Origin of the sequence: Streptomyces sp. CC0208 (assembly GCF_003443735.1) — a bacterium.
In the GTDB taxonomy this organism is placed as follows: Bacteria; Actinomycetota; Actinomycetes; order Streptomycetales; family Streptomycetaceae; genus Streptomyces; species Streptomyces sviceus.
Map to the genome: position 1 here is coordinate 5,064,392 of NZ_CP031969.1, position 22,183 is coordinate 5,086,574.

General features: G+C 71.1%; 16 protein-coding genes and 1 pseudogene. 9 read left to right on the plus strand and 8 right to left on the minus strand.

The annotated features are described in order from the left end of the window. Nucleotides 1-71: 71 nt before the first annotated feature. Nucleotides 72-527 carry an ATP-binding protein gene (locus tag D1369_RS23340; RefSeq protein ID WP_007382734.1) on the minus strand — a complete coding sequence of 152 codons (456 nt, stop codon included), beginning with the start codon at nucleotides 525-527 and terminating at the stop codon, nucleotides 72-74. 202 nt (nucleotides 528-729) lie between these two features. On the opposite strand from D1369_RS23340, the gene D1369_RS23345 reads away from it, so the two are divergent. Continuing rightward, nucleotides 730-1,104 carry a hypothetical protein gene (locus D1369_RS23345; RefSeq protein WP_037900474.1) on the plus strand — a complete coding sequence of 125 codons (375 nt, stop codon included), beginning with the start codon at nucleotides 730-732 and terminating at the stop codon, nucleotides 1,102-1,104. A 133-nt stretch (nucleotides 1,105-1,237) separates the two neighbouring features. Beyond that, nucleotides 1,238-1,315, plus strand: a pseudogene (locus tag D1369_RS23350) (fasciclin domain-containing protein); the annotation flags it as partial. A gap of 5 nt (nucleotides 1,316-1,320) precedes the next feature. Here the strand turns inward: D1369_RS23350 and D1369_RS23355 are convergent. Together D1369_RS23355 and D1369_RS23360 are read right to left on the minus strand one after the other, a co-directional pair. Further along, nucleotides 1,321-1,875 carry a phenolic acid decarboxylase gene (locus D1369_RS23355; protein WP_007382732.1) on the minus strand — a complete coding sequence of 185 codons (555 nt, stop codon included), beginning with the start codon at nucleotides 1,873-1,875 and terminating at the stop codon, nucleotides 1,321-1,323. Between the two features lie 286 nt (nucleotides 1,876-2,161). Continuing rightward, entirely contained in the window at nucleotides 2,162-3,298 is a 1,137-nt protein-coding gene (locus D1369_RS23360; RefSeq protein WP_007382731.1) for an NAD(P)/FAD-dependent oxidoreductase, read from the minus strand. A gap of 205 nt (nucleotides 3,299-3,503) precedes the next feature. On the opposite strand from D1369_RS23360, the gene D1369_RS23365 reads away from it, so the two are divergent. From D1369_RS23365 to D1369_RS23375, 3 genes are all read left to right on the plus strand, one after another. Then, nucleotides 3,504-4,346, plus strand: coding sequence for an LLM class F420-dependent oxidoreductase (locus tag D1369_RS23365; protein WP_007382730.1), 843 nt, complete (start codon nucleotides 3,504-3,506; stop codon nucleotides 4,344-4,346). Nucleotides 4,347-4,404: 58 nt separating this feature from the next. Beyond that, nucleotides 4,405-7,017 carry a bifunctional FO biosynthesis protein CofGH gene (locus tag D1369_RS23370; RefSeq protein ID WP_007382729.1) on the plus strand — a complete coding sequence of 871 codons (2,613 nt, stop codon included), beginning with the start codon at nucleotides 4,405-4,407 and terminating at the stop codon, nucleotides 7,015-7,017. A gap of 102 nt (nucleotides 7,018-7,119) precedes the next feature. Further along, the gene (locus D1369_RS23375; protein ID WP_007382728.1) at nucleotides 7,120-7,680 is read left to right on the plus strand and encodes a L,D-transpeptidase; all 561 of its coding nucleotides are present in this window, start codon (nucleotides 7,120-7,122) and stop codon (nucleotides 7,678-7,680) included. Here the strand turns inward: D1369_RS23375 and D1369_RS23380 are convergent. Next, on the minus strand, nucleotides 7,673-8,179 hold the full coding sequence (locus D1369_RS23380; protein ID WP_007382727.1) for a DUF2165 domain-containing protein: 507 nt from the start codon (nucleotides 8,177-8,179) through the stop codon (nucleotides 7,673-7,675). The two genes, D1369_RS23375 and D1369_RS23380, sit on opposite strands and share 8 nt — an antisense overlap. A gap of 89 nt (nucleotides 8,180-8,268) precedes the next feature. Here D1369_RS23380 and D1369_RS23385 point away from each other — a divergent pair, with 89 nt between their 5' ends. Then, complete coding sequence (locus tag D1369_RS23385) at nucleotides 8,269-11,577, plus strand: ATP-binding protein (RefSeq protein WP_037900471.1); 3,309 nt, start codon at nucleotides 8,269-8,271, stop codon at nucleotides 11,575-11,577. Nucleotides 11,578-11,718: 141 nt separating this feature from the next. Beyond that, nucleotides 11,719-12,837, plus strand: coding sequence for an ADP-ribosylglycohydrolase family protein (locus D1369_RS23390; protein WP_118082593.1), 1,119 nt, complete (start codon nucleotides 11,719-11,721; stop codon nucleotides 12,835-12,837). Here D1369_RS23390 and D1369_RS23395 read toward each other — a convergent pair. Then, nucleotides 12,834-14,426 carry a sodium:solute symporter family protein gene (locus D1369_RS23395; protein WP_007382723.1) on the minus strand — a complete coding sequence of 531 codons (1,593 nt, stop codon included), beginning with the start codon at nucleotides 14,424-14,426 and terminating at the stop codon, nucleotides 12,834-12,836. The two genes, D1369_RS23390 and D1369_RS23395, sit on opposite strands and share 4 nt — an antisense overlap. Nucleotides 14,427-14,552: 126 nt before the next feature. Then, nucleotides 14,553-15,341, minus strand: coding sequence for an SDR family oxidoreductase (locus tag D1369_RS23400; RefSeq protein ID WP_007382722.1), 789 nt, complete (start codon nucleotides 15,339-15,341; stop codon nucleotides 14,553-14,555). A gap of 97 nt (nucleotides 15,342-15,438) precedes the next feature. On the opposite strand from D1369_RS23400, the gene D1369_RS23405 reads away from it, so the two are divergent. Beyond that, on the plus strand, nucleotides 15,439-16,266 hold the full coding sequence (locus D1369_RS23405) for a hypothetical protein (RefSeq protein ID WP_007382721.1): 828 nt from the start codon (nucleotides 15,439-15,441) through the stop codon (nucleotides 16,264-16,266). Between the two features lie 84 nt (nucleotides 16,267-16,350). On the opposite strand, the gene D1369_RS23410 is transcribed toward D1369_RS23405, so the two are convergent. Then, on the minus strand, nucleotides 16,351-18,204 hold the full coding sequence (locus D1369_RS23410; RefSeq protein ID WP_037900463.1) for a membrane protein: 1,854 nt from the start codon (nucleotides 18,202-18,204) through the stop codon (nucleotides 16,351-16,353). 154 nt (nucleotides 18,205-18,358) lie between these two features. Beyond that, nucleotides 18,359-20,992: a D-alanyl-D-alanine carboxypeptidase gene (locus D1369_RS23415; RefSeq protein WP_118082594.1), complete on the minus strand. Its 2,634-nt coding sequence runs from the start codon at nucleotides 20,990-20,992 to the stop codon at nucleotides 18,359-18,361. A 235-nt stretch (nucleotides 20,993-21,227) separates the two neighbouring features. Here D1369_RS23415 and D1369_RS23420 point away from each other — a divergent pair, with 235 nt between their 5' ends. Next, the gene (locus D1369_RS23420) at nucleotides 21,228-21,983 is read left to right on the plus strand and encodes a GPP34 family phosphoprotein (protein ID WP_007382717.1); all 756 of its coding nucleotides are present in this window, start codon (nucleotides 21,228-21,230) and stop codon (nucleotides 21,981-21,983) included. Nucleotides 21,984-22,183: the final 200 nt, after the last annotated feature.

Genomic DNA, 22,183 nt, shown 5'->3' on the forward strand with positions numbered 1-22,183 from the left:
CTCGTCCCTGATCGATCGTGCGCCCCACGGCAGGAGCCCGCAGCCCAGGAGCCTCATCCGGCTCGGCAGGCTCACTCCACGAGGCCATGGGGTGCTTCACCGCCGAGGTCGTAAGTGGCCTCCACCGCCTTGCCCCGGAGTGTCGGGGTGACGGTGAGCCGGGCTCCCATGCCGTACAGCAGCGCCAGGCCACGCCCGCCGTCTTCGTTCGCCGCCGGGTCCGACCGCATCCTCGGGAGCTGGGTGCTGGTGTCGGTGACGGTGATGCCGACCGTGGTGGCGTGCGCGGTGAGCGTGAGAGTGCAGGTGCCGCTGGTGTGACGCAGGGTGTTGGTGACCAGCTCCGAGACGATGAGCAGTACGTCGGGCGCCGAGCCGGGAGACACGCCGCGTGCGGCCAGCCACCGCGCGGTGATCCTTCGGGCGACCTCAGGAGCGTGACGGCTGCGGGCCAGCGCGACACGGTGTCCGGTGTCGGTGCTGTGGACGGGTGGCGTAGCGATGAGTGGCGTAGTGATGGTGGTCATGACCGGCCCCTTGAGCGATGGGCAGTGACGCGGCTTCGCCAGGGATTCGATGCCGCTCCGGCCGTGGATGACTCCTGGTGACGTCGCACGCCCCGCTGCCCGGACGAAGTTTTTTTCTCCGGCCGGTAAGTCATACGCGGGCCTGCGTGCCTCGAACCCCTTGTGCCCAAGCAATCGACTTCGAAGGATGAGGTGAGCCTTCATGGCTGTATCCATGCGAGTCCGCCGACTGGTGGCCGGTGCAACCGCCACCGGGCTGCTGGCCGGCGGCGCCGCCCTGGGCCTCTCCGGCACGGCCGTGGCCGCGCCGGCGCCCACGACCGCGCCCACGGCGCTGGTCGGGGATCACCACGACCGGTGCGAGTGGGTCAAGGGCCACTGGGAGAAGAAGTGGGTCAAGGGTCACTGGGAGAAGAAGGTCCAGTACACCAAGACCTGGCACAAGGGCCACTATGACAAGCACGGCTCGTGGCACAAGGGCTACTGGGACTACGACCGCCACTACACCTGGGTCTACGTCCACGGACACTGGCACTACTACTGGGTGAAGGGCCACTGGGACTGCCACCACAAGTGACCGCACAGCCCGCGTGCAGCCCGCCGGCCACAGCCGGCGGGCTGCACGACCAATCCGTGGGGCCCGCGGGAACGGATTACGTCTGGACATGTCCCGACGGTGGAGGTCCTCGGTGAAACAAGCTGTACATATCGTCACCGTGTTCGCGCCGACCAACGACGCCTTCGCGAAGATCCCCAAGGCCACCCTTGACAAGGTCCAGGCGCCCCGCCGGTTTCAGTTGGTGCGGTCGGACCAGCCGGCCGGGAGGTCGCCGGGGGCGACGGAGATGACGGAGTCGTCGTCGGTGCCGACGTACTCGAAGAAGGTGATCTTCGCGAACTCGGGGACGACGTAGATCGGGTAGGTGGGCCCTTGGTCGCGGTAGCGGCGCATGTCGTCCAGGTGGTCGTTCTGGAAGCAGACGGTGCGCTCCCCGTGCTCCTCGACCCAGTGCGGGAAGAAGATCACACCGTGCAGTCGCCGCTTGCCGGGCATGACGTCGACCGCGACGGAAGTGCCGGTGGGCTCGTTCCAGGAGACCTTGAAGTTGTCGTCGTCCAACTGGACGAGGTCGACCCGCTGGTCCTTGACCCAGCGGCCGCCGACCATCCCGGAGTGGATCCGGTAGTCGATCGTGTGGTCGTTCTTCACGTACATCTCGTACTGCCAGCCGTTGGCGTAGGTGTAGATGAAGCGGTGGCCGACGATCTTGGACAGGTCCTGCGGGGGGACGGGCTGCTCGACGGTGGTCCGGAAGGCACCGTTGCCGGTGGTGCCGTGGTCTGTCATGGGTGACCTCCTTGGACGGTGCTTGCCGGTGCCGTGCGGCCGGCTACTTCATTGTTCGGCCGCCTCGTCGGCCCGCTGCGCCGGGCCCTCCTGCGTACCCGGCGCACTGCCGACCTTGCGTCCTCCCTGATCTCCCCGAAGCCCCGATCGGACACCTCCGGACGCTCGCCGAAGCCGCACCGTCCGCCTCGCCGCCTCACCTGCATCGCGCCCTGGCCGATCGGAGCCCGGACAACCGCGAAGCGATCGAACACGCCGTACCCGCCCTCGCCGAGCTGCTCAACGCTCAGCCGTCCTGCCTCTCCGCCGTGAACTCGCTGATCAGGGCGTGTGGTGTGTCGTCGCCGAACATGATGGCGTAGAGCTCCGTGCCCTCGTCGGCCGTTTCGGCGCTGCGGGGGAACATGGCGCGTTCGTACTCGGTGAGCGCGGTCTCGATGTCGTCGGGGTGGGCCGCGAGGGCCTGGGCGAGCTCCGCGCCGTCGAACATGGCGAGGTTGGCGCCCTCGCCGTTCGGGGCGGCGACGTGGGCGGCGTCGCCGATCAGCGTCACTCCCGGTACCCGCTCCCACCGGTGCTCCACGGGCAGGGCGGAGAGGTGACGCAGCACCGGGGCGGTGTCGGCGTCGGTGATCAGCGCGGTGAGTTCCGGTGCCCAGCCGTCGAACTCCCGCGCGATCCGGGCGATGGCCGCGGCCGAGTCGGTGAAGTCGATGTCCGCGAACCAGTCCTGCGGCTGCCTGAGCATCACGTACGTGTGCAGGTTGCCGCCCCGCTCCCGGTGCGTCACGAAGCCCTTGCCCGGTGCGAGCACGAACAGCGCCCCGCCGCCGACCACCTTCGCGCTGGCCGGGTGCCGGGTGTCGGAGTCGTGCAGGTACACCTCGACGCAGGACATGCCGGTGTACTCGGGGGTCGCGGCGGAGAGCAGCGGCCGTACCCGTGACCACGCGCCGTCCGCGCCGACCAGCAGATCGGTGACGACCGAGGTGCCGTCGGCGAAGGTCACCTCGTGGCGGCCCTCGCCGAGCGCACGGGTGCCGCTGACCTTGTGGTCCCAGCGGACCGTGCCGGGCGGCAGCGAGTCCAGCAGGACCCGCCGCAGCTCGCCGCGCTGCACCTCGGGGCGGCCGCCGGTGCCGTCGTCGGGGTGGTCGAACAGGACCGTCCCGTCCCGGTCGACCAGCCGCGTCGCCTCGCGGCCCGCCAGGATCAGGCCGCGGAACTCGTCCATCAGGCCGGCCGCCTGGAGGGCCAACTGCCCGTTGTACTCGTGTATGTCGAGCATCCCGCCCTGGGAACGCGCCGTCGGAGAGGACTCCGCCTCGTAGACGGTGGAAGGGATGCCGTGGACGTGCAGGACGCGGGCGAGCGTGAGGCCGCCGAGTCCGGCGCCGATGATCGTGACGTGGGTGGTGGTCATGGTGACTCCTTGAGGGGCGGGCGTGTGGGGCGGTCGGTGGGTCACCGGCCGTCTCCAGAAAGGTTCCGGGGCCCCGTCGACAAGCCGCCGACACCTGACCGACAGTCCCGACAGATCACCGACACACGGCAGCGGCCCCCCTCCCCGCACTGATGCCGACCAGTCGGTATGGACATCCCCGCCCCCGCCCGGTACAGATGCAGTCATGCGTATTTCCGTGACGATCTTCCTCACCGACGAGACCATCACCCCGACCCGGCTCGCCCGTGAGCTGGAGGCGCGGGGCTTCGCCGGGCTGTATCTGCCCGAGCACACCCACATCCCCGTCGAGCGGGTCACCCCCTACCCGGCGGGCGGCGAACTGCCGCGCGAGTACGGCCGTACCCTCGACCCCTTCGTCGCGCTCGGCCAGGCCGCCGCCGTCACCGATCGGCTCGGTCTCGGCACCGGCATCACGCTCGTCGCCCAGCACGACCCGATCGACCTGGCCAAGCAGATCGCCACCCTCGACCACCTCTCCGGCGGCCGCTTCACGCTCGGGCTCGGCTTCGGGTGGAACGTCGAGGAAGCCGCCGACCACGGCGTCGAGTGGCGGACCCGGCGTGAGCTCGTCCGGGACCGGATGGCGCTCATGCACGCCCTCTGGGCGGACGAACCGACCGCCTACGACGGGGAGTTCGGGAGTGTCAGGGCCAGTCACGCCTTCCCCAAGCCCGTCCAGAAGCGGACCCTGGTGGGCGGCGCCGCCGGGCCCAAGCTGTTCTCCCACATCTGCGAGTACGCCGACGGCTGGCTGCCCATCGGCGGACGCGGCCTGAGCGAGTCCCTGCCCGTGCTGCGCACCGCCTGGGCCGACGCGGGCCGCGACCCGGCGGCGCTGCAGGTGGTGCCGTACGCCGTCTTCCCGAACCCCGGCAAACTCGCGCACTACGCCGAGCTCGGCATCGAGGAGGTCGTGGTGCAGTTGCCGCCGGCCGGGGAGGGCGAGGTGCTGAAGGCGCTCGACGAGTATGACCGTTATGTCCAGGACGGCATGGGTGATGTGTGACGTCACCCACCTCGGGGCAGAGCCCTCGCCCTGATCACCCCGCTCGTATGCTCGAAGGATGACGACCTCCGCGACCTCCGGAACCGGCCCCACCGACCGCCCCGGCGGTACCGGCCCCACCGAGAACTCCCTGCGTCGCGCTCTCAAACGTGCCCGGGACGGCGTCGCCCTCGACGTCTCCGAGGCCGCGGTGCTGCTCCAGGCCCGCGGCCCGGCCCTGGACGACCTCACCGCGTCCGCCGCCCGGGTCAGGGACGCGGGCCTCGCACAGGCGGGCCGCCCCGGTGTCATCACGTACTCGAAGAGCGTCTTCATCCCGCTGACCCGGCTGTGCCGGGACAAGTGCCACTACTGCACCTTCGTCACCGTCCCCGGCAAGCTCCGCCGCGCCGGGCACGGCATGTTCATGTCCCCCGACGAGGTCCTGGACGTGGCCCGCAAGGGCGCCGCGCTGGGCTGCAAGGAAGCCCTGATCACCCTCGGCGACAAGCCCGAGGACCGCTGGCCGGAGGCCAGGGAGTGGCTGGACGCGCACGGCTACGACGACACCATCGCCTACGTCCGGGCCATCTCCATCCGGATCCTGGAGGAGACGGGACTCCTCCCGCACCTCAACCCGGGCGTGCTGTCCTGGACCGACTTCCAGCGGCTGAAGCCGGTCGCGCCGAGCATGGGCATGATGCTGGAGACGACCGCGACCCGCCTGTGGTCCGAGCCCGGTGGCCCGCACCACGGCTCCCCGGACAAGGAGCCCGCCGTACGGCTGCGGGTCCTGGAGGACGCCGGGCGTTCGTCGGTGCCGTTCACGAGCGGCATCCTCATCGGGATCGGCGAGACGTACGAGGAGCGCGCCGAGTCGCTCTTCGCGCTCCGGCGCACGGCGCGGTCGTACCACAGCGTCCAGGAGCTGATCATCCAGAACTTCCGCGCCAAGCCGGACACCGCGATGCGCGGCATGCCGGACGCGGAACTCGACGAGCTGGTCGCCGCGGTCGCCGTCGCCCGCCTCATCATGGGCCCGGCCGCCAACATCCAGGCCCCGCCGAACCTCGTCGACAGCGAGTACGAGCGCCTGATCGGGGCGGGCATCGACGACTGGGGCGGGGTCAGCCCGCTCACCATCGACCACGTCAACCCCGAGCGTCCGTGGCCCCAGATCGAGGAGCTGACCGAGCGGTCCGCCGCGGCCGGCTTCGAGCTGCGGGAACGTCTGTGCGTGTACCCCGAGTTCGTCCAGCGCGGCGAGCCCTGGCTGGACCCGAGGCTGCGCCCGCACGTGGCGGCGCTGGCCGACCCGGAGACGGGCCTCGCGCGCCCCGACGCCCTCCCGAAGGGGCTGCCGTGGCAGGAGCCGGAGGAGGTGTTCGTGGCCTCCGGGCGTACGGATCTGCACGCCTCCATCGACACCGAGGGCCGTACGTCCGACCGCCGCGACGACTTCGACGAGGTCTACGGCGACTGGGGCGCCCTGCGTGAGGCGGCCGCCCCCGGCATGGTGCCCGAGCGCATCGACACGGACGTACGCGAGGCGCTGCGGACAGCCGCCGACGACCCCACGAAGCTGACCGACGACGAGGCCCTCGCGCTGCTGCACGCCGACGGGCCTGCCCTGGACGCGCTCACCCGGATCGCCGACGACGTCCGCAAGTCGGTGGCCGGCGACGACGTCACGTACATCGTCACCCGGAACATCAACTTCACCAACGTCTGCTACACCGGCTGCCGTTTCTGCGCCTTCGCCCAGCGGCGCACCGACGCCGACGCCTACACGCTCTCCCTGGACCAGGTGGCCGACCGCGCCCAACAGGCCTGGGAGGTCGGCGCGGTGGAGGTCTGCATGCAGGGCGGGATCCACCCGGACCTGCCCGGCACGGCGTACTTCGACATCGCCAAGGCGGTGAAGGAGCGGGTCCCCGGCATGCATGTGCACGCCTTCTCGCCGATGGAGGTCGTCAACGGCGCGACCAGGACCGGTCTTTCGATCCGGGAGTGGCTGACCGCGGCCAAGGAGGCCGGCCTCGACTCCATACCCGGCACGGCCGCCGAGATCCTCGACGACGAGGTCCGCTGGGTGCTGACCAAGGGCAAGCTGCCGACGGCGACCTGGATCGAGGTGATCGAGACGGCGCACGAGGTCGGCCTCCGGTCCTCCTCGACGATGATGTACGGCCATGTCGACCAGCCCCGCCACTGGCTGGGCCACCTGCGTACCCTGGCGGGCATCCAGCAACGCACCGGCGGCTTCACGGAGTTCGTGACGCTCCCCTTCATCCACACCAACGCCCCGGTGTACCTGGCCGGCATCGCCCGCCCCGGCCCGTCCATGCGGGACAACCGGGCGGTCACGGCGATGGCCAGGCTGCTCCTGCACCCGTACATCCCGAACATCCAGACCAGCTGGGTCAAGCTCGGCACCGAGGGCGCGGCCGAGATGCTCCGCTCCGGCGCGAACGACCTCGGCGGCACCCTCATGGAGGAGACGATCTCGCGGATGGCGGGATCGTCGTACGGCTCCTACAAGTCGGTGAAGGACCTGATCGCGGTGGCGGAGGCGGCGGGCCGTCCAGCCCGCCCGCGCACCACGCTGTACGGCGAGGTGCCGCAGGAGCGGCAGAAGGCGGCGCGGGTCTCCGACGGGCATCTGCCGGAGCTGCTGCCGGTGCTGGACTGAGAGCCGGGCCCTCGGCTGGGGGGCGGCTGGGGGGACAGGCGTCGAGACGGGGGCCGGTACGATGATCCGACCCCCGTTCGACGGGGATCCTTAGCCGAGGAGATGCGTGCCGTGCCAGCCCCGAAGGTCTGGGTGACGGGTCTGACCGTGGGGGCGATCGCCGCCGTCGTCGCCCTGGCCGTACAGGCCGACAAGGGAACCAAGCCGACCGCGGCCGCCACCGCCAGGCCCAGCGTGTCGGCCTCTCCGCGCGCGTCCGCGCAACCCGAGCCGTCGGCGACCGCGGTCCCGGACGGCTCCGGCACCGGCCGCCGGATCGTCTACTCGCTCGGAGAGAAGCGGGTGTGGCTCATCGACGCGAGCGAGGCGGCCCGGCGGACCTTCGCCGTCTGGCCGGGGGCGGTCGACCCCGCCCCCGGTACCTACGCCGTCTCGCTGCGCCGGGGAGACCCGACGACCGGATCCGACGGCGTGCGGATCGAGCACATCGTGTACTTCACCGCCGTGGACGGCGTGAACGTCGCCTTCTCCAACGCGGTGGACGGCTCCTCGCCCCCGCCCGCGAACGGCACCCGGACCGGCGGCATCCGCATGAAGGCGGCGGACGGGTCGGCCCTGTGGACGTTCGGCGAGACGGGGACGAAGGTCGTCGTCGTCAACTAGCGCTACGGTCGGGCAGGTTGACCACCAGCAGGACGACCCCGCTCAGCACGAACACCCGCAGCGCCGCGTCCAGGCCGTTCCAGGTGTCCGACTGCCACATGGAGAACCACTCCCCGCCGATCGCGATGAACCCGGCGCCGAACAGCAGCATGAGCATGAGCAGACCGTAGGTGGAGAACCGCCGGGCCGCCTGGTCGTCCCGGCGCACCCACAGCCAGGTGCCGTAGATCAGTACGAGCGCCGCGAGTGTCTCCCAGACGATGATCGCGACGTACGCCGTGTTCTGAAGTCCCTTGCTGGTGATGGCTCTCCACATCAGATCGTCGTCCTTGAACGTCGTATCCATGGCGAGAACATGCTGCACGAACGCCTGGTTCGTCCCGAAGTCCGTGATGTTCCCGAACGCGACGAGCGCTATGTACAGCGCGACGCTCGCGGTGAGGAGAGTGGCGGAGAGGTGGAGTGCGCTGCGTGTGGTGCGTGGGGGTGTCGATGCCATGGGGGCCATCTTCCCTGTGCGGGGCGGCGTGATCCAGATCGGTTGCGCCAGAATGAGAGGCGGACGGGCCGCTACGAGGGGACGAACGCATGACGCAGGCGGAGCCCTCGGCGCAGGAGCTGATCCAGCGCCGCACCCGGGCCGGTTTCGTGGGCCGCGAGGCCGAACGGACCGCCTTCCTCCGCAACTTCGACATCCCGCCCGGAGACCCCCGGCACCGCTTCCGCTTCCACGTCCACGGCAGCGCGGGCATCGGAAAGACCTCCCTGGTCCAGGAGTTGGCGCAGCTCGCCCGCGAACGCGGAGCGCTCACGGCCTACGTCGACGACGGCATCGGCAGCGTCCCGGAGGCCATGGAGACGCTGTGCCGCGAATTCGCCGACCAGGGACGGAGGTTGAAGGATCTGGAACGGCGCCTCGCCACCTGGCGGGACCGGCGGCGCGAGGCGGAGGCCGCCCTCGCCGCCCTCGCCCCGGAGTCCGCGCCCCAGACGGCGTCGGCCGGAAGCAGGATCGCCGTGGACCTCGGCCTGGGTGCCCTGGAAACAGCCCTGCCCGGCGTCGGACTCGTCACCCGCGCCCTTCCCGCCGACCGGCTCGCCCAGGGGGCCGACCGGCTGCGGGCCGGCCTCGGCGCCCGCTTCCGCAACCTCGACGACGTCGACCTGGTGCTCAGCCCGGAGCGGGCCCTCACCCCGGTGCTGCTCGCCGAACTGCGGGCCGCCGCCTCCGCCGTACCGTGGATCGTCCTGTTCTTCGACACCTACGAGCGCACCGGCCCCTTCCTCGACCCGTGGCTGTACGACGTCCTGACCAAGCCGCGTGAGCACGGCCGGCTGCCCGCCGCCGTCGTCGTGGTCACCGCGGGCCAGCGCCCCCTGGACACCGCCCACTGGGGCGGCCTGGACACGGTGGCGGAGCTGCCGCTCGCCCCCTTCACCGAGGCCGAGGCGCGCCGCCTGCTCGCCGCGCGGGGCGTCGTGGCCGAACCGGTCGTCGAGGAGGTGCTGCGCCTGACGGGCGGCCTTCCCGTCCTCGTGTCGACCCTCGCGGCCCGACGCCCCGACGGCCCGGACGACGTGCTCGACCCGAGCACGACCGCGGTGCAACGCTTCCTGAAGCCGGAACCGGAGCCCCTGCGGAAGGTCGCCCGGGCCTGCGCGCTGCCCAGACGGCTGGACGCGGACGTCTTCCGGGTGCTCATCGCCGCCACGGAGGACGAACTGGACTCCCAGTACGCGTGGTTGACCGGACTGCCGTTCGTCACCCAGCGCGGCGAACGTCTCCAGTACCACGACGTCGTACGCGCCCAGATGCTCCGGATGGAACGGCGCCGGTCCCGCACCGAGTGGACGAGTCGGCACCGGCGGCTCGCGGAGGCGTTCGCCGAGTGGCGCGAGGACGCCGAATGCGGCCGGAGCGTCACGGAGCTGTGGTCCGACGAGGAGTGGTGCGAACTGCGCCTGGAGGAGGTCTACCACCTGCTCTGCGCCCGCCCGCCCGCGGCGCTCGCCGAGGCCCTGCGCGGCTTCGTCATGGCCTGCCGCCAGGACGAGGTCGTCGCCCGCCGCTGGGCGCGGATGCTGGAGGAGGCGGGCGACGCGGCGGACCACGCCGTACTGCGCGAGTGGGGACGGTCGTTGGGTGCCGCGCTCGCGGACGAGGAGAGCGGGACGACCGCGGCGGCGGACCTGCTCCTGGCCCGCCCCGGTCTCGACCCGGCCGGCCGGGCGGAGGCGCACGTGCTGCGCGGCCGGGAACTGCGCAGGCGCCAGGAGTACGGGCAGGCCCTGGAGGAGTACGACCGCGCGGTCGAGCTGGACCCGCTGCAGCCGCTGGCCCACTACGGCCGGGGCCTCACCCACCAGCTCCTGGAGGACTACCCGGCGGCACTGACCGCCCTCGACCGGGCCGTCGAACTGGCCCCCGACAACGGGTGGATCATCGCGGAGCGGGCCGAGACCCACCGCCTCGCGTCCCACCTCGAGCAAGCCGTCGTCGACTACACCCGTGCCGTCGCCCTCGACCCGACCGACGACGTCGCCCTGGCCGGGCGGGCGGTGTGCCGGCACGGCCTGGGCATGCTCGACGAGTCGCTCGCCGACTTCAACCGTGCGCTGAGCATCGATCCGGAGTACCTGTGGGCGCTGGTGCGCAGGGCCCGGCTGCATCGCGCGCGGGGTGACGTGGACAAGGCGTTCGCCGACCTGGACCGGGCGTACGAGCTGGCACCCGACCTGGCCTGGATCGCGTCGGAGCGCGGGGACGCGTACCGGATCGCGGGGCGGTACGAGGAGGCGGTGACGGAGCTGGGGCGCGCCGTGTCCCTGGAGCCGGGCTACGCGTCGGCACTGGCGAGCCGCGGCCAGGCCCTGTACGAACTCGGCCGGTACGACGAGGCGTCGGCCGCCTTCGACGGAGCCGTCCGGCTGATCCCCGACTACGCCTGGGCACTGGTGATGCGGTCCCGGGCGCGGCGCCGACTGGACGACGAGGAAGGAGCGCTGGCCGACCTGCGGCGGGCCGTGGAGGCGGAGCCGGGCGTCGACTGGATCGAGTGCGAACTGGGCCTGGCGCAACAGGGCGCGCACCGGTTCGCCGAGGCGGAGGCGAGCTTCCACCGCGTCCTGTCACGGGACCCGGACTACAAGATCGCCCTGGCCGGCCTGGCGGCGATCGTCCAGACCCGGAACTCCTACGAGGAAGCCCTCCACTACCTGGACCGCGCCGTGACCGCCGATCCGGAGTTCGCCTGGGCCTACGGCGAACGCGCCCGGGTGTGTCTGGCGATCGGCCGCACCGCACAGGCCCTGGCCGACCTGGACCGCTGCGTCGAGCTGGACCCCGGGACGACGCGGGAGCGCGCCGAGGCCGTGCGGCTGCTGCTGTGGTGCGGGCGGTGGGAGGAGGCGGAAGAGCGGTTGGCGGCGGCTCCTGCGGCTGAGCTGGACGACCTGCGCGCGGAACTCCACCGGCAGCACGGCGAGTGGGCCGGGGCGCGCGCTCTCGCCGAGCGCCTGCGCGAGAGGGACCCGGTCGACGGCGCCTTCCAGCTGGCCATGACGGTCCACCGCTCCGAAGGCCCCGAGGCAGCCGAACCCCTCTGGCGCGACCTCGCCCGACTGATCGATCAGGACCCCGGCATGGAGCCCGTGACACGGGCCCGGGCCCACTGCTTCCTGGGCTGCGCACTGGCCGACGGCCCGGCGGCGGACCGAGGCCTGTCCGAACTCCTCGCCCTCGACCCGGACTGGGACGACCTGGCCCGGCTGGCCGGCATCCTCACCGAGCTCCGCACCGCCCCTGGGACGGACCGGTCCTCCCGCACCGCGACCTGCCTCACGGCGGTGAGCGAGGCGAGGGACGCGATCCAGGCCCTGTGGCCGGGGAGCAGCTGAGGACAGGGGTCGCGGGCGGTCGGCAGCGTCTCCGCCTTTCGGTAAAAGAGGCGCATACCCACACGCCCCCTGAACCCCGCACCCCCCGTCGATTACAGTGCTGAGCGTCGTACATACGGACGGTCGCCACGGGAGGTCTTGGTGGGTGCGACAGCCGGGGCCGTCGTCTGGGGGCGTGCCGAGCAGCAGGACTTCCGGAGCCGGGTACGCGGCACGCTCCTCGGGGTGGCCGTGGGTGACGCGCTGGGTGCGCCGGTCGACGGACTCGGACTGGACGAGATCCGGGAGGCGTACGGCGCCGAGGGGCTCGTGGACCTCGCGTTCGGGTACGGCCGGCGCGGCGCCGTCACCCATCTCACCCAGCTCAGCCTGTTCACCGTGGACGGGCTCATACGCGCCCAGGTGCGCCGCGACACCGGCGCCTGGCATCCGCCCACCGATCTGCACCGGGCGTACCTGCGCTGGTTCGCCACCCAGCGGGACTGGGGACCCGACGAGCGGCGCAAGGAGGACGGCTGGCTGGCCCGGGAGGAGTGGCTGTACGCCCGCCGCGACCCGGCCCGGTCCCTGCTCATCGGGTTCGGCGACGACACCATGGGGACGCTGGAGTCGCCCAAGAACCCGAACGAGCTCGGGCCCGAGGCCACGGCCCGTTCCGCGCCCTTCGGGCTGCTCGTCGGATGGGAGCCGCAGCTCGTCGTACAGCTGGCCGTGGAGTGTGCCGCGCAGACCCACGGGCATCCCGTCGCCTATCTGTCGGCGGGCGCGTACGCCGTGATCGTGCACGCCCTGGCCCTCGGCGACAGTCTGGACGGGGCGGTGCAGCGGGCGCTCGCGCTGCTGGCGGCGCGGCCCGGGCACGAGCCGGTGTCGGACGCGCTCCAGCACGCGCTGGGTGCCGTACGGCAGGGGATGCCCACGCCGGCGCGGGTGGAGGAGCTCGCCGCCGACGGTTCGGCGGACGGGCTGCTGTCGGCCGCCGTGTACTGCGCGCTGGTCGGGGAGGACGTACGGCACGGTCTGTGTCTCGCCGTGAACCACGACGGCCCCTCCGCCGCGGCCGGTGCCCTCACCGGTGGTCTGCTGGGCGCCCTGCACGGCGAGACGGCCCTCCCGCCGGCCTGGCTGGCCGAGCTGGAGGGCCGTCCCACCCTGCTGGAACTCGCCGACGACTTCGCGATGGAGATGACCCAGGGACCCGCGCTGCACGGGCCCGGGGGTGCGTCGCCGGGGTGGCTGGTCCGCTATCCGAGGGCCTAGCTCCGCGGCTGGTCCTTCACCCCCGTACCGATCACGTCCTCCACACCACCCGCCGGGGTGGGGATCGCGACGGCCGCCGCCCCCTCTCCGTCCCCGTCGGTGTTGATCTTCTCGATGATCGCGAGGCGTTCCGGGGTGTCCTCGGGCTTGATGAAGCCGATGAGGATGTAGAGGACCAGGGAGACGGCCAGCGGGATCGAGACCTGGTACTGGAGCGGGACCCCGCCGTCGACGTTCCAGTTGATCGGGTAGTTGACCAGCCAGAAGGCGAGCAGACCCATCGACCAGCTGGTGAGCGCGGCGGTCGGTCCTGAGCGGCGGAACGGGCGGAGCAGGCCGAGCATCATCGGGATGGCCATCGGGCCCATGAGTCCGGCCACCCACTTGATCACGACGGTGATGATGTCCTTGAACGCGGGGGAGTTGACCTGGGTCGCCGCCGCCATCGACAGGCCGAGGAAGACGACGGTCGTGATGCGGGCGACCCTGAGACCCTGCCCCTGGTTCCAGCTGCGCGCCCTGCGCCACACCACCGGTGCGCAGTCCCGGGTGAAGACGGCCGCGATCGCGTTGGCGTCGGAGGAGCACATGGCCATGGTGTGCGAGAAGAAGCCGACGATGACCAGGCCCAACAGGCCGTGCGGCAGGAGCTGTTCGGTCATCAGGCCGTAGGAGTCGGAGCCGTCGGGCTTCTGCGAGTGGACAAGCAGCGGCGACATCCACATGGGGAAGAAGAGGACGACCGGCCACACCAGCCACAGGATCGCCGACAGCCGTGCCGAGCGCTCGGCCTGGTGCGCGTTGGCCGTGGCCATGTAGCGCTGGGCCTGGTTGAGCATGCCGCCGTTGTACTCGAAGAGCTTGATGAAGAGGAAGGCGAGCAGGAAGACCGTTCCGTACGGCCCCACCAGGGGCTCTCCGTGGCCCTGGAGCTCCGGCTCGTCCCAGGCGCCGAAGAAGCCGATGCCCTTGTCGTTGAGTTTGAGGACGACGGCGACGAACATCGCGACACCGGCGAGGAGTTGGATGACGAACTGCCCCAACTCGGTGAGCGCGTCGGCCCACAGACCGCCGATCGTGCAGTAGACGGCCGTGATGGCGCCGGTGATCAGGATGCCCTGGTTGAGCGAGATCCCGGTGAAGACCGACAACAGGGTCGCGATGGCGGCCCACTTGGCGCCGACGTCCACGATCTTCAGCAGCATCCCCGACCAGGCCAGCGCCTGCTGGGTCTTGAGGTCGTAGCGGTTCTTCAAGTACTCCAGCGGGGAAGCCACATGGAGCCGTGAGCGCAGCCGGTTGATGCGCGGCGCGAACAGTTTCGAGCCGATCGCGATGCCGAGGGCGATGGGGAAGGACCAGGTGACGAAGGAGGTGACGCCGTAGGTGTAGGCGATGCCCGCGTACCCGGTGAACATCACCGCGCTGTAGCCCGACATGTGGTGCGAGATGCCGGAGAGCCACCAGGGCATCTTGCCGCCGGCGGTGAAGAAGTCGCTGACGTCGTCCACGCGTTTGTGCGACCAGACGCCGATCGCGACCATCACGCCGAAATAGCCGATGAGCACGGCCCAGTCGAGACCGTTCATATGCGCCCTCCCAGGGATCAGCCCGGCGCTCATCGTGGGCGCCACCGCGTGGACACGACAAGCTGGTGTAGGGTCAAGGGGAGGTAAAAGTATTCGAGATGATGTCCTGCGTTCATCTACATGAACTCACCGCATCAGCTCCCCGGCGTTGACCAGCAACGACTGTCCGGTGATCGCGCGCGCCCGGTCCGAGGCCAGGAACACCGTCGCGTCCGCCACGTCCCCGTCCGTCGCGAGCTCGGGCAGCGCCATCCGGTCGGTGAGCCGCTTCAGCACCTCCGCCTCCGGCACCTTCTCCGTATGAGCCGTGAACTGCACGTACGCCTGCACCGGAGGCCCCCACATCCAGCCCGGCAGCACGGTGTTGACCCGGATCCGGTCCGGCCCGAGCTCCCGCGCCAGCGAGTACATCGCGCTGGTCAGCGCCCCCTTCGAGGCGGCGTACGCGGCCTGGCGCACCTGCGAGGGGGCGGCCACGGCCGACTGCGTCCCGACGAACACGACCGACCCTCCACCGGCCGCCCTCATTCCCGCCAGGCACGCCCGGGTCATCCGCAGCGATCCCAGCAGGTTCACGTCGATGACCGACTGCCAGGTCGCGAAGTCCGCGTCCTCCAGCCCGCCGAAGTAGCTGTCCCACGCGGCCACCTGCACCACCGCGTCCAGCCGCCCGAACCGCTCCAGCGCCAACTCCGCGAGCGCCGCGCACTGTCGCTCGTCGGTGATGTCCGTCGAGCGGTACGCGGTGTGCGCCCCGTCCGGATCGATCTCGGCGGCGCTCTTGGCGAGGTTCGCCTCGGTCCGCGCCCCCAGCACGGCGTTCCCGCCGTCCCGTACGACGGCCGCCGCGACCTGGTGACCCAGCCCGGCCCCGACTCCCGACACGACGACGGTCTTCCCGGAGAGAAGTGACATACCGGCGGCCTCCCTGATTCCTGCCTGGTTCCTGGCTCTGGCGCATTATCTGACGGGGCGTCAGAGTATGGGCGAGCGCTGGAGGAGGGAAGGTCCCATGTCAGAAGAGACCCGCAGCGAGACGTACGCCGAACTGGCCGCCACCGGACCCTACGGAGTCCGCCCCGGCCACGCGCTGATCACCATGGTCGAACCGCATCCCGGCCACGAGTACGCCTACAACCGCTGGTACGAGGACGACCACTACTACGCCGGCGCGATGGCCATGCCCTGGATGTTCGCCGGCCGCCGCTGGGTGGCCACCCGGGACCTGCAACTCCTGCGCGTCCCGGAGAAGTCGGCGGTGGCCCAGCCGGTGACGGCCGGCTGCTATCTCTCCACCTACTGGGTCACCGACGGCCGCTACGACGACCACATGCGGTGGACGGTGGCCATCAACAAGCGCCTGAACCGAGACGCCCGCGTCTACCGCGACCGCACCCACGTCTTCACCGCGTTCCAGGACCACGAGTCCACGGTCTACCGCGACGGAGCGGCGGGCCCGAGGGACTTCCACGCCCTGGACCACCCGTACGCCGGGCTGGTGCTGGAGGTCATCGACGCGGAATCCCCGGAGCAGCGGGCCGAGTTGCTGGAGTGGCTGGTCTCCCGCCACCTGCCGAAGCGGCTGGCGGGCTCACCGGCGGCGATGGTGACCGTGTTCCGCCCGACCCCCTTGCCGGGCGACCGCATGACGTACGTGAAGCAGGTGGAGGGCGTGGACACCCGCCTGACCCTGCTCTGGTTCCTGGAGAGGGACCCGAGGGAGTGCTGGGACCCGTTCTTCACGAACCTGGAGGAGCCGGGCCAGGGCCGCCGCGAGCTACTGGCGCCCTTCATCCCGACAGTCCCGGGCACGGACACATACGTGGACCAGCTGCGGTAAGCCCCTTCAGGGGCGCGGGGCGGTGTCGATATGCGGCTCCGCCGCGTGGGCGCGACCAGCCCCCACCGGCCCGCAGCCGACGAACTACTTCAGCTCATCAGGACAGGGAGTTCCCCGCGGCACCGTATAGGGCGCCGCCAACCGATACGTCCCCGCCTTCGGCGCCAGCAACATCGTCCACTTGTCCCCGTCCGCATCCTCCGGCGTCTCCATCAGACACCCGTTGACGTTGTCGAAGACCTTCGGTTCCCCGTCCCCGCGGTTCTTCGACGCCTCCGTCTCCTGCGGAGCCTTCAGCTTCTTGCCCTCCGCGTCGACGATCGACAGCCACGGCGAGTACGGGATCCGGATCAGGATCCGCCCGGCCTTCTTCACCCGCATGGTCATCTCGCCCTGCGCGGCACGGTCCACGACCGTGTTCGGAGAGGCCAGCGGCGCCGGGTCGGTCACCTGGAACAGCTGCCAGTTCGCGTCGCCCCAGATCTGCCTCAGATACGGCATCCCGCGCTGGACCAGCTCCCGCTCCCGCTGGCCCCCGTCCCCGTCGGGCTCGTCCTTGGGCACGACCACGAAGTGCACGGCCCAGCGCTGGAGCCACTCGTGGTAGTTCGCGGAGTTCAGGGTGTCGTCGTAGAAGAGCGGGTTGCGCTCCATGTCGGCCTGCCGGTTCCAGCCCCGGGCGAGGTTGACGTACGGCGCGAGCGCGGACGCCTCGCGGTGGGAGGCGGCCGGTACGACCTCGACGCGGCCCTTCTCGGCGCCGACCTCCTGGAGCTCGTTGACGAGGGGGGCGAGTTCCCGCGCCCAGGACGCCGTGGGGGTGGTGTGGACGACATCGTCGACGGACTTGAAGCCGATCCACACGGTGAAGCCGGCGAAGGCGATGACGGTGGCGTACCACTTGCGGGAGCGCGGCACCGTGAACGGCAGCGCGGCCGCCAGGGCCACCCCCGCGAACAGCATCGACAGACGCGAGATGTTGGAGCCGATCTGGGAGCTCACCAGCCAGACCAGGACGACCGACAGGCTGTACACCCCGGCGGTGATCCGGACCGTCGTCCACTCGCGTGGGACGAGGAGGAAGACCAGGAGGCCGTACGCCAGCGGCAGCAGCACCGAGGCGATCTTCATCGGCTGGGTGCCGGCGAACGGGAAGAGCCAGGCGGACAGCGCCACGACGGCGGTGGGTGCGAGGCCCAGCGCCCAGGCGCCCGGGCGCCGTTTCTGCAGGAAGAGGGCGACCGCCACCAGGCCCACGAACAGCCCGGCGACGGGTGAGGCCATGGTCGCGAGGGCGGCGAGCGGGGCCGCGCACAGAGCCTTGGCCCAGCGTTTGTAGCGCCAGCGGTGCGGCCAGCAGAAGACGACGGCCACCGCGCCCAGCGCGAACATCGTGCCCAGGCCGAAGGTCACCCGGCCCGAGGCCGCGTTGCACAGGAAGGCGTACACGCCCGCCAGCGAGGCCCACAGCGGGTTCTTCACCGACCGGCTGCGGATCAGGACCAGGGTCAGCAACCCGGCCGAGACGGTCCCGGCCAGCATCATCGTCGTACGGACGCCGAGGACCGACATCAGGTACGGCGAGACGATGCTGTACGACACCGGGTGCATGCCGCCGTACCAGGCCAGGTTGTACGCGGAATCCGGGTGCCGGCCGACGAACTCGGCCCACGCGTCCTGCGCCGCGAGGTCCCCGCCACTGTTCGCGAACGTGAAGAACCAGACGATGTGGAGGACGCCGGAGAGCGCGGTCATGGAGAGGACGGGGTGGCGCAGCAGCCGCTCGCGCAGTGCGAGGAGAGCGGTCCGGATCCTGCCCCTCATGTCCTCGGGAGGGCTGCCGTGTCCGGTCTCAGGGTCTGCGGGCACGCGTATTCGCGGGCCGGTACCCGGGCCCGGGTCGGTGTCGTCGGCGCGTGTCGGCTCCGCAGTGGCCACCTGAAGGCACTCCCCGTGGTGTCCCGTCTTCATTTCCCGGCCGCGCCCCAGCGTCGACCTGCCCCGGTTCGTGACGCTAGCACGCGGCCCGCAGTCCGGAACCCCGGCGGGGTCCGGCCTGCGGGCCGCGTGCCGCGTCTGTCCCGTTTACGGATCAGCCGACGCGGGTCAGCTTGTCGGTGAATCCCGGTTCGGTCAGATCCTTCTGCAGGGTGACGGGGACCTTGACCGCGCCGCCCTCGCCGTCACCGACGGTGAGGCTGCCGACCTTGGTGCCGGCCTTCGCGGTGTGCGGTACGTCGTCGGCGGCGAAGGACAGCTTCACCTTGAAGCCGGCCCAGCCGACGGCGGTGACGTCCTTGGTCAGCACGACGGGGGTGTGACCGCCGAGCCCGTCGTCCACGTATCCGACGACGTCGCCCTTCTTGAGGATCTTCGCCGACTTCAGGGCGTCCTCTGCGGCGAGCAGCGCGACCTTGCTGACGTCGTTGACGGTCTTGATGATCGGCGCCTTGTGCTGGCCGAGGATCGCGCCGACGACGGTGACGGTCTCCCCGCCGACCTTTTTACGGGCGGCGAAGAGGAGGTTGCCGCCGGCGGCGCTGGTGGTGCCGGTCTTGATGCCGATGCCGGTGTAGGGGACCAGATAGTTGTAGTTGTACCACTTCTGTCCGGACGGATCGATCCACTGCCCCATGGACGTGATCTCCATCAGTGCCGGGATCTTCACCAGCTCGTTGCCGAGCTTCACCTGGTCCTCGGCGGTGGAGACGGTGCTCTCCTTCAGGCCCGAGGCATCGGTGTACGTCGTGTTCTTCATGCCGAGTTCCTTGGCGGTGTCGTTCATCTTCTTGATGAACGCCGCCTCGGAACCGGAGTCCCAGCGGGCGAGCAGCCGGGCGATGTTGTTGGCGGACGGGATCATGATCGCCGCGATCGCCTGCCGCTGGGTGAGGACGTCGCCGTTCTTGACGGTGTTGAGGGTGGACTCGCCCTGCTTGTTGTAGCCGCCCTCCTTCTCGGCGAGCGCGTCGACGGTGATCTTCGCGCCCTCCTCGCCGGACTTGAGGGGGTGGTCCTTCAGGACGATGTAGGCGGTCATGGCCTTGGCCACGGAGCCGATCGCGACGGGGGTCTGCTTACCGAAGTCGCCCATCGTGCCGATGCCGTTGACGTCCATCCAGCCCTGGCCCTGGGTGGGCCAGGGGAGGGTCGCCTTGCTGCCGTCGAAGGTGTAGGAGTCCTCGGCGGTGAGGCTGAGTGTGGGGTTCGGCAGCGGGCGTACGGACTGCACGATCGCAAACGCCACGACCAGGAGGATCAGGATCGGCGTCCAGATCTTGACCCGGCGGCCGAGGGTGCGCAGGGGGCTGGGCGGGGGCGGCGGAGTGTTGGTGAGCTCCGCGAGCAGGTCGAGGGGCGGCTTCGGCGGCAGGGGCTGCTGGGTGGTGCGCTCCGGGCCGACCTGGGGAACGGCGGCGGTCACGTCCGCCTTCGGCCGGGGCTCGTCGAGGGCCTTCAGCGCGACGAACCTGCTCGTCCGCTCGGCGTCGGCCTCCGGCTTGGGCGCGGGCTTGGGCTCCGGCTCCGCCTCGGGCTCCGGCTCGGCCTCGGGCGCCTTGCCGAGCTTCAGCATGGTGGTGGGCTGGTCCACGGCGGGCCGGGGGGCCTTGAAGACGGCGGTGGGCTGGTCGACGGGGGGCGCGTCGGCCGGCTCGTCGGGGGCGGGTCGCGCAGTGGCCGACTCGCCGGCGTCGGCAGGGGCTTCTGCGTCGCCCTCGCCCTCGCCCTCGCCAGCCGTGTCCGTGTCGGTGGCCGGGCTGGTTTCGTCCTCGGCGCCCTTGCCGGGACCGTCCCCGTCCGCCGTGGCCACCCACGCCGCCACCGCGTCCCGCAGCCGCGCGTCACCGCCCCCGGCCGGCTCGTCCCGCTCACCGGCCGCGCTGTCGGAGCTCTCGGCGGCACCGGAGTCACGGGACTCGTCGGCGGGGTCGGTCGTGTCGGGGGCGTCCGGGCTCTCGGCCGTACCGGAGTCCTCCGGGGTCTTCGCCGTGCCCGTGTCGTCCGAGCCTTCGGCTGCCTCGGAGTCCTCGGACCCCTCGGCCGTGGCCGTGTTGGCGTCCTCCGGGGTCTCAGCCGCACTGGAGCCCGGGCCCTCCGCCGTACCGGAGCCCTCAGCCGCGCCGGAGTCGTCCGAGCCCTCAGCCGCACCGGGGTCGTCCGGTGTCTCGGCCGTACCGGAGTCCTCGGACCCCTCGGCCGTGGCTGTGTCGTGCGAGTCGTCGGCCGTCCCGGAGTCGTCCGGTGCCTCTGCCGTGCCCGTGTCCTCCGGGGTCTCAGCCGCACCTGAGCCCGAGCCCTCAGCCGCACCTGAGCCCGAGCCCTCAGCCGTGCCGGAGTCGTCCGAGCCCTCGGCCGTGCCGGAGTCCTCCGGAGCCACCGCTGAGCCCCCGTCCTTCGATCCCTCCGCCGGCGAGGCCCCCTCGGCGGCCTCTGGGTGCTCCTCCGTGGCCGAAGGGGCGTCCTCGGGCTCCCCGGTGCCGGAACCGTCCGTTCCAGCCTCTGCGGGGCTCTCGGGGGCCTTCGGGAGGTCACGTACCGAGAAGACCCTCGTGGCCGTGTCGACGCCTCCGAGGGAGATCGACTCCCGTGCCACCGCGAGCCGGGGATCGGGGGCGGAACTCCTCGCCTCGGGAACCGGACTCGCGCTCCCCGACGTCGGTTCCGCCGACGACTCGCGCTGCTTCGACCTGTCGGGGGTCTCGCCCGCCACCGATGCCTCCTCCATGTGCCGCAGGTGATCGGTATCCGTCACCCTGCGCCTGCCGATCCATTGAATCGCCGCCCGGGCAGCCGCCACACCACGCTGTCCGAACCATGTACCAGTGTCCTGTGTGTGGCCCTGCTCCGAGCGGTAGACGAGAACGACATACCTACCGGTTCCACTACAAACAGGTCACGCACCCTCGACAGACCAATGTGAGAGGGGTCACCCTGTCTTTCATCCACGCGGGGAGGCATGGATGGGCAGGAGCCGCAGAACACTTCCGGAGGAGCTTCTGCTGCTGGCGTTGGACCCGACCACGGGTACCACCGCACAGCCGCAGTCGCTCGACCTCGGTCTGGCCGGAGCGCAGCTAGTGGAGCTGGCGTTGGCCGGACGGATAGCCCCAGACGGGGATCGTATCGCCGTGGTAGCCCCACGGCCGACAGGAGATCCGACTTTGGACTGCGCGTTGGAGTTGCTGCGAAGGCGTGGCGCTCCCGTGCGGGCAGTGAACTGGATCGGCGGGCCGCGCCTTGGGCTCCGCCAGACCTACCTCTCGCATCTGGAGCGGTGCGGCATGGTGCATGCCGTGGCGGGTCAGATGTGCGGGGTGTTGCCGACGACTCGGTACCAGGCGACGGACAACGAGATCAGCCGGGAGATCAAGGCCCGACTGGACTCGGCGATCCGCACCGGCGTACCGCCGGACCCGCGGACCGCGGCGCTCGCCGCCCTGGCACACGCGGTCGGCCTCGGCAAGCACCTGTATCCGGGCAACGAGGGACGTTCCTCGCGCTCCCGGCTGCGGGACCTGATCAGGCACGACCCGATGGGCGGACTCGTCGCGCACGCCGTGATGGACGTCCAGAACGGCGTGGCCGCACAGCCACGTCGCAGCCCGGCACCGGCCGGCCGTCAGGCCGCCCCCGGAGCCAGGCCCGCGCCGGAACCCGCTCGCGGCGTTCCGATGCAACCGCGCCGAGGACCCATGGCGCGCGCCGTGGCTCACTGAGCCGCAGTCCCACGGCACGCACCGCCGGCAGCACGACCGCACCACGCACGACCCGCACCACTCGCACCACGCACCACTCAGCCGCCGCACCGTCAGTCCCCAAAAGACCGGTCCGGGAGCCGCTGGTCCGCGCGGGGCAGTGGAACCGTACGTCCGTACCTCGGGCGTCGCAGGGTTCCGCCGCCCCGCGCGGCCGCATG

Bases quoted from the DNA above. Each gene is read 5' to 3' on its own strand.
- D1369_RS23405 (WP_007382721.1), top strand. From the start codon at position 15,439: ATGTCAGAAGAGACCCGCAGCGAGACGTACGCCGAACTGGCCGCCACC.
- D1369_RS23380 (WP_007382727.1), bottom strand. From the start codon at position 8,179: ATGGCATCGACACCCCCACGCACCACACGCAGCGCACTCCACCTCTCC.
- D1369_RS23415 (WP_118082594.1), bottom strand. From the start codon at position 20,992: ATGGAGGAGGCATCGGTGGCGGGCGAGACCCCCGACAGGTCGAAGCAG.
- D1369_RS23340 (WP_007382734.1), bottom strand. From the start codon at position 527: ATGACCACCATCACTACGCCACTCATCGCTACGCCACCCGTCCACAGC.
- D1369_RS23395 (WP_007382723.1), bottom strand. From the start codon at position 14,426: ATGAACGGTCTCGACTGGGCCGTGCTCATCGGCTATTTCGGCGTGATG.
- D1369_RS23365 (WP_007382730.1), top strand. From the start codon at position 3,504: ATGCGTATTTCCGTGACGATCTTCCTCACCGACGAGACCATCACCCCG.
- D1369_RS23355 (WP_007382732.1), bottom strand. From the start codon at position 1,875: ATGACAGACCACGGCACCACCGGCAACGGTGCCTTCCGGACCACCGTC.
- D1369_RS23375 (WP_007382728.1), top strand. From the start codon at position 7,120: ATGCGTGCCGTGCCAGCCCCGAAGGTCTGGGTGACGGGTCTGACCGTG.
- D1369_RS23400 (WP_007382722.1), bottom strand. From the start codon at position 15,341: ATGTCACTTCTCTCCGGGAAGACCGTCGTCGTGTCGGGAGTCGGGGCC.
- D1369_RS23345 (WP_037900474.1), top strand. From the start codon at position 730: ATGGCTGTATCCATGCGAGTCCGCCGACTGGTGGCCGGTGCAACCGCC.
- D1369_RS23385 (WP_037900471.1), top strand. From the start codon at position 8,269: ATGACGCAGGCGGAGCCCTCGGCGCAGGAGCTGATCCAGCGCCGCACC.
- D1369_RS23360 (WP_007382731.1), bottom strand. From the start codon at position 3,298: ATGACCACCACCCACGTCACGATCATCGGCGCCGGACTCGGCGGCCTC.
- D1369_RS23370 (WP_007382729.1), top strand. From the start codon at position 4,405: ATGACGACCTCCGCGACCTCCGGAACCGGCCCCACCGACCGCCCCGGC.
- D1369_RS23420 (WP_007382717.1), top strand. From the start codon at position 21,228: ATGGGCAGGAGCCGCAGAACACTTCCGGAGGAGCTTCTGCTGCTGGCG.